At 72.3% G+C, this 7,814-nt stretch carries 2 protein-coding genes; both read left to right on the forward strand.

The window, feature by feature from the left end; all coding sequences use genetic code 11:
• On the forward strand, positions 1-1,630 hold a 1,630-nt coding region (locus tag ACZ6R6_RS48935; RefSeq protein ID WP_470104365.1), incomplete at its 5' end, for a condensation domain-containing protein.
• The coding region (locus ACZ6R6_RS48940) for an amino acid adenylation domain-containing protein (RefSeq protein ID WP_470104367.1) at positions 1,627-7,814 on the forward strand (6,188 nt) is incomplete at its 3' end. The genes ACZ6R6_RS48935 and ACZ6R6_RS48940, both read left to right, overlap by 4 nt.

Raw genomic sequence — 7,814 nt, forward strand, 5'->3', positions numbered from 1 at the left:
CGTGGTCGCCGCCGAGGAGGAGGAGCCGGTGGTGGGGGAGGCGGAGGGGGCGGGGGTCGGTCCGTTGCCGCCCACCCCGATCATGGCCTGGCTGGCGGAGCGGGGTGGGCCGATCGCCGGGTTCAACCAGACGGTGGTCCTCCAGGTGCCGCCCGACCTCGGCCTGGACCGGCTGACGGAGGCCGTGCAGGCCGTACTGGACCATCACGACGCGCTGCGGCTGAGGGTGTCCGGCCCGGAGTCCGCACCGGATGCGACAGCCGTCAGGCCCGGGGGACTGGAGGTGCTGCCGCGCGGGGCGGTCCGGGCGGCCGACTGCGTGCGCCGGGTCGAGGTGGGCGTCGCGGGCGGTGGTGCCGAGGGTGGTGGCGATCCCGGTGATGGGGAGTCCGGCAGCGGTGACCTCGGCGGCGTCCCCGGCGCTGCTCCGGGCGGCGTCCCCGGTGGTGCTTCGGGCGAGGGCGTCTCCGGTGGTGGGGGGCTGGCGGGGGTGGTCGCGGGGCAGGCCGGGTTGTTGCGGGCGGGGTTGGATCCGGGGGCGGGCCGGATGGTGGGGGTGGTCTGGGTGGATGCCGGGCCGGGGGTGTCGGGGCGGTTGGTGGTGACGGTGCATCATCTGGCGGTCGACGCGGTGTCGTGGCGGATTCTGCTGCCGGATCTGTTCGCCGCCTGGCAGGCGGCCGTGCGGGGTGAGATTGTCGCGTTGGCGCCGGTGCCGACCTCCTTCCGCAGCTGGGCCCGTCGCCTCCAGGACGAGGCCCGCGACAGGGCCGGAGAACTCGACCTGTGGATCGACATCCTCGACGGGCCCGACCCGCGCGTCGGCAGCAGACCGCTCGACCCGCGCGTCGACACCGTCGCGACACTGCGCAGCCTCCGCCTCACCCTGCCCCCCGAGCGGACCGAGCCCCTGCTGACCACCGTCCCCGCCGCGTTCCACGGCCGCGTCAACGACGTGCTGCTCACCGGGCTCGCCCTGGCCGTGGCGCACTGGCGCAGGAAACGCGGCGGCCGGGGCAGCTCGGTCCTGCTGGACCTGGAGGGACACGGCCGGGAGGAGATCTCCTCCGGCACCGACCTGTCCCGGACCGTCGGCTGGTTCACCGCCCTCTATCCGGTCCGGCTCGACGCGGGCGTCACCGGCTGGGCCGACGAGCGGGCCGTGGCGCAGGCGGTCAAGAAGATCAAGGAGCAGCTCAGGGCGGTGCCCAACCCCCTGGGCTACGGCCTGCTCCGCCACCTCAACCCCGACACCGCCCCCGAGCTGGCCGAGCTGCCCCGGCCGCAGATCGTGTTCAACTACCTCGGCCGGGTCGCCGTCGCCGAGGGGGACTGGAACCTGGTCCCGGCCGCGCTCGGCGGGCACGACCCCGGCATGCCGGTGGCCCACGCCCTGGAGATCAACGTCACCACCCACGACCGGCCGGACGGCCCCCACCTCGAGGCCGTCTGGTCCTGGCCGGCAGGGGTGCTCACCGAGGCCGAGGTCAGGGAGCTGGCCGAGACCTGGTCCGGGGCGCTGGAAGGGCTGGCCGCACACGGCCGGGGCGGCTACACGCCGAGCGACCTCCTGGTCGACCTGGACCAGAACGAGATCGACCGCATCCAGGCCGCATGGGAGAAGCGATGACGCAGGTTCAGGACATCCTCCCGCTCTCGCCGCTGCAGAACGGCCTGTTCTTCCACGCGCTCCACGACGAACACGACGTCTACACCGCCCAGGTCACCCTCGATCTCGACGGTCCGCTGGACGTCCCCGCGCTGCGGAACGCCGCCGCCAGGCTGCTCGAACGCCACCCCAACCTGCGCGCCGCCTTCTGGCACCAGGATCTCAGCCGGCCCGTCCAGGTCATCCCGGAGCGGGTGGAGCCGTCGTGGCGGGAGGTCGTCACGGCCGACGCCGAGGGCGTGGCCGCCGAGGAGCGGGCCCGCCCGTTCGACCTGGCCACGCCGCCGCTGATCCGCTCCGTCCTGGTACGGCTCGCGCCGGACCGGCACCGGTTGATCCTCACCAACCACCACATCCTGCTCGACGGCTGGTCCACCCCGCTCCTCGTCGCCGAGCTGCTCGCGCTCTACCTGGGGGTGGAGGCCCCGGCGGCCCCGCCGTACAAGGGGTATCTGGCCTGGCTGGCCCGCCAGGACCGGGACGCCGCCCGGTGGGCCTGGGACCGCGCCCTCGACGGGATCGAGGGACCCACGCTGATCGCGCCCGGCGTGGCCACGCCCGTCCCGCCGGACAAGGTGAGCCTCGAACTGGACACCACCTTGACGGCCGCGCTGACCAGGCTGGCCCGCCGCCGGGGGATCACCGTCAACACCGTGCTGCAGGGGCTGTGGGGGGTGCTGCTGTCCCAGCTGACCGGCCGCGACGACGTCGTCTTCGGCGCGATCGTCTCGGGGCGCCCGCCCGAGCTGCCCGGCGTCGAGCGCATGATCGGCCTGTTCGTCAACACCCTGCCGGTGCGGGTACGGCTCCGCCCGGAGGAGCCGGTCGGGGAACTGTTGGAACGCCTCCAGGACGAGCAGGCCGAGCTGTTGCCCCACCACCATCTGGGACTGACCGAGATCTATCGCGGCGCCCTGTTCGACACGGTCACCGTGCTGGAGAACTACCCCTTCGACGCCTCCGCCGCGGACACCGCCCTCGGTGACGTCCGGCTGACCGGGTTCGGCTCGGTGGACGCCCACCACTATCCCCTCGCCCTCGCGGCCATCCCCGGTGACCGTCTCACCCTGCGCCTGGACCACCGCCCCGACCTGTTCACCGCGGTCCAGGCCCGGCGGCTGCTGGAGCGCATGCGGCTGCTGCTCACCACGCTGGTCACCGCCCCGGAGACGCCGGTCGGCCGGCTCGGCGTCCTGGACGCCGCCGAGCACCGCCAGATCGTCGAGGAGTGGAACGACACCGGCGCGCCGGTGCCCCGCCGTACGCTGCCCGAGATCTTCGAGACCACGGCCGCGCGGGTCCCCGACGCCACCGCGCTCGTGGACGGCGAGACGGTCCTGACCTATGCCCGGCTCAACCGGCGGGCCAACCGGCTGGCGCGGCTGCTGGCCGAGCGCGGGGCCGGGCCGGAGCGTCTGGTCGCGCTGGCGCTGCCCCGGTCCGCGGACCTGGTCGTCGCGGCACTGGCCGTGGCCAAGGCGGGCGGCGCCTACCTGCCGGTCGACCCGGACTATCCGGCGGAGCGGATCGCCCACATGCTCGCCGACGCCGCTCCTTCCGCGGTGATCGACGCGGCGTTCCTGGCCGCCGCGGACGTGTCCGGATATCCGGCGGAGAACCTTGATGTGCGGCTCGCGCCGGAGAACCCCGCCTACGTGATCTACACCTCGGGTTCGACCGGGCGCCCCAAGGGCGTCGTCGTGACCCACGAGGGCATCGCCGCGTTCGCGGCCGCGCAGACCGACCGGCTCCGGGTCGGCCCGGACAGCCGGGTGCTCCAGTCCGCCTCGCCCAGCTTCGACGCCTCGGTCATGGAGATGCTCATGGCCTTCGCCGCGGGGGCCGCGCTCGTCATCCTCCCGCACGGCGTGTACGGCGGGGCGGCGCTGGCCGAGGTGCTGGAGAGCGGGCGGATAACCCATGCCCTGATCCCGCCCGCGACCCTGGCGAGCGTGCCCGAGACGGTGCTGCCGGACCTGCGGACCCTGGCGGTCGGCGGGGAGGCCTGCGGAGCCGGCCTGGTCGGCCGCTGGGCTCCGGGCCGCCTGATGATCAACGCATACGGTCCCACCGAGGCCACGATCGCCGCGACGATGAGCGGTCCGCTGACCCCGGGCGAGACCCCGCCGATCGGTTCCCCGCTCCGGGACGCCCAGGTGTATGTGCTGGACGCGTGGCTGCGGCCGGTCCCGGTGGGGGTGGCCGGGGAGCTGTATCTGACCGGGCCCGGCCTGGCCCGGGGGTATCTGGGGCGGGCGGGGTTGACGGCGGAGCGGTTCGTGGCGTGTCCGTTCGGTCCTGCTGGTGGGCGGATGTATCGCACGGGTGATGTGGTGCGGTGGCGTGCGGAGGGGTGTCTGGAGTATGTGGGGCGGGCCGATCTCCAGGTGAAGGTCCGGGGGTTCCGGATCGAGCTGGGAGAGATCGAGAGCGTGCTGGCCCGGCATCCGCGGGTGGCCGATGCCGCGGTGGTGGTGCGGGAGGACCGGCCGGGGGACCGGCGGCTGGTCGCCTACGTGGTTCCCGCTCCGGCGGGACAGGGCATCTCCGGTGCTGGTGCTGGTGCTGGTGCTGGTGCTGGGAGGGACGGTGACGGCTCCGGTGGGGTTCCCCTTCCGGCGGGTCCGGTCGAGGGGGACATGGTCCCTGCTCCCGTGGGGCGGGCGGTGTCGGCGGAGGTGGATGCGGCGGAGTTGCGGGGGTGGGTGGGGGAGGTGTTGCCGGAGTACATGGTGCCGTCGGTGGTGGTGGTGCTGGATGTGTTGCCGGTGACGGTGAACGGGAAGTTGGATCGGGCGGCGTTGCCGGTGCCGGAGGTGGCGGTTTCGGGGCGGGGGCCGCGGACACCGGTGGAGGAGGTTTTGTGTGGGGTGTTCGCGGAGGTGTTGGGGGTTGGGGTCGCGTCGGTGGGGGTGGATGACTCGTTTTTTGATTTGGGTGGGGATTCGCTGCTGGTGATGCGGTTGGTGAGTCGGGTGCGGTCGGTTTTGTCGGTGGAGTTGCCGGTGCGTGTGGTGTTCGAGGTGCCGTCGGTGGCGGGGTTGGCGGTGTGGGTGGGGGGTGTTTCGGGGGGTGTGCGGCCTGGTGTGGGGCGGGTGGTGCGGCCGGGGGCGGTGCCGTTGTCGTTTTCGCAGCGTCGGTTGTGGTTTTTGAATCGGTTGGAGCCGGGGTCGGCGGTTTATAACTTGCCGGTGGTGTTGCGGTTGTCGGGTGGGGTGGATGTGGGGGTGTTGCGGGGGGCGTTGGGGGATGTGGTGGGTCGGCATGAGAGTTTGCGGACGGTGTTTCCTGAGGTGGGTGGGGTGGCGTGTCAGCGCGTCCTCGACCCCGCCGAACCCCCGGTCGAAGTGATCCAGGTCGGCGGCGACCGGCTCGGAGCGGCGCTGGCGGCAGAGGCGGGACGGGGCTTCGACCTGTCGGTGGATCCGCCCCTGCGGGTCTGCCTGTTCGAACTCGACGCCACCACCCACGTCCTGCTGCTGGTGTTGCATCACATCGCGGGGGATGGCTGGTCGATGGCTCCTCTGGCCCGTGATGTGATCACCGCTTATGCGGCGCGTTCCGGGGGGCGGGTGCCGGCGTGGGAGCCGTTGCCGGTGCAGTATGCCGATTACGCGTTGTGGCAGCGGGAGTTGCTGGGGGAGGAGTCGGATCCGGGGAGTCTGGTCAGCGCGCAGGTGGCGTTCTGGCGTTCGGCGCTGGCGGGGTTGCCCGACGAGATCGCGCTGCCGGTCGACCGTCCGCGCCCGGCGGTGGCGTCGCACCGGGGGGAGACGGTCCGTTTCGAGATCGGGCCCGATCTGCACCGGGGGCTGATCGGGGTGGCGCGGGAGGCGGGGGCGAGCCTGTTCATGGTGGTGCAGGCCGCCCTGGCGGCACTGCTGACCCGGCTGGGGGCCGGGAACGACATCCCGATCGGGTCGGTGGTCGCGGGCCGGACCGATGAGGCGTTGGACGATCTGGTGGGCATGTTCGTCAACACGTTGGTGCTGCGGACCGACACCGGTGGGGATCCGAGTTTCCGGGAGCTGGTCGGCCGGGTGCGGGAGACGGATCTGGCGGCGTACGCGCATCAGGATCTGCCGTTCGAGCGGTTGGTGGAGATCGTCAATCCGGCCCGGTCGATGGCCCGCCACCCCCTCTTCCAGGTGATGCTCGCCTTCCAGAACAACCCGCCCGCCGTCCTGGAACTCGACGGCCTGTCCGTCGCCGTGGAACCGTTCACCCCGGCCACCGCCAAGTTCGACCTCCAGCTCACCCTCGCCGAGCGTCCCGAGGGGGGCGTCGAGGGTGGCCTGGAGTTCAGCCTCGACCTGTTCGACCGGCGGACGGCCGACGACATCGTCACCCGCTTCCACCTGCTCCTGGAAGCCGTGGTCGCCGCCCCCGACATCCCCATCGGCCAGATCGAGATCCTCACCCCCGCCGAGCGCCGGACGATTCTGGGCGACTGGGCCGGCACCGGCACAGAACCGGCCCCGTCCACCATCGTGGAGCGCTTCGAGGCGCAGGCGGCGCGGTCGCCGCATGCGGTGGCGGTGGTGGGGGCGGGGGTGGAGTTGTCGTATGCGGAGTTGGACGCGCGTGCGGGTGCGCTGGCGCGGGTGTTGGCGGGGTTGGGGGTGGGGCCGGAGCGGTTTGTGGCGTTGGTGGTGCCGCGTTCGGTGGAGTTGGTGGTGGCGGTGGTGGCGGTGCTGAAGGCGGGGGGTGCGTATGTGCCGATCGATCCGGGTTACCCGGATGAGCGGATCGGTCACATCGTGCGGGATGCCCGTCCGGTGCTGGCGGTCACCGTCGCGGAGTCGGAGGGGGTGCTGGCCGGGTATGGGCGGCGGGTGTCGGTGCCGGAGGAGGCGTCGCCGTTCTCGGTGTTCCGGCTCGGGGAGGACGCCTCCCGTGAGGCTTTCGTGGTGGGCGGGGATGCGTCCGGTGATGTCGTCGGGGTGGGTGGGGGGTCTCGTGGGGTGGGGCGGTTGTTGCCGGCGCATCCGGCGTATGTGATCTTCACGTCGGGCTCGACGGGGCGGCCGAAGGGGGTGGTGGTCTCGCATGGGAACGTGACGCGGTTGCTGGTCTCGACGGAGGGGTGGTTCGGCTTCGACGAGACGGATGTGTGGGCGTTGTTCCACTCGTATGCGTTTGATTTCTCGGTGTGGGAGTTGTGGGGGGCGTTGTTGTATGGCGGGCGGTTGGTGGTGGTGCCGTTCGAGGTGAGTCGGTCGCCGGGGGAGTTCGTGGCGTTGGTGGCTGCGCAGGGGGTGACGGTGCTGAATCAGACGCCGTCGGCGTTCTACCAGTTCATGCGGGCCGAGCGGGAGGGGCCGGGGGCGGGGTCGTCGCTGCGGTATGTGATCTTCGGCGGCGAGGCCCTGGAGGTCTCCCGGCTCGCTGGGTGGCACGGCCGGGGAGTCTCCCTGGTGAACATGTACGGAATCACCGAGACCACGGTGCACGTCACCTGTGCCGTGCTGGATCCGGACAGCCCCGCCGGCCTGATCGGGACTGGAATCCCTGATCTGCGGGTGTATGTGCTGGATGGGGGGTTGTGTCCGGTGCCGCCGGGGGTGGTGGGGGAGTTGTATGTGGCGGGGGCGGGGGTGGCGCGGGGGTATGCGGGGCGGCCGGGGTTGACGGCGGAGCGGTTCGTGGCCGATCCGTTCGGGCCTGCTGGTGGGCGGATGTATCGGTCGGGGGATCTGGCGCGGTGGGATCGTGCGGGGCGGTTGGAGTATCTGGGTCGGGCTGATCAGCAGGTGAAGATCCGGGGGTTCCGGATCGAGTTGGGCGAGGTGGAGGGGGTGTTGATGCGGCATCCGCTGGTGGCGGAGGTCGCGGTGGTGGTGCGGGAGGACCGTCCGGGGGACCGGCGCCTGGTCGCCTACGTGGTCGGACATGACCGTACGGCGACGGATGCCCCCGAGAGTGCCCGCGAGGTGCCGGGTGCTTCCGTGAGTATCCGTGAAGCGCCGGTCGCTTCCGTGAGTGACCAGGTGGCGCCGGTCGCTTCCGTCCCGGGTGTTGGGCGGGGGGCGGCGCCGGACGTGGGGGAGGTGCTGGAGGCGGGGGAGGTGCGGCGGTTCGCGGCGGGGGTGTTGCCGGAGTTCATGGTTCCGGCGGCGGTGGTGGTGTTGGGGGCGTTGCCGTT

It is taken from the genome of Streptosporangium sp. NPDC048886 (genome assembly GCF_055586905.1).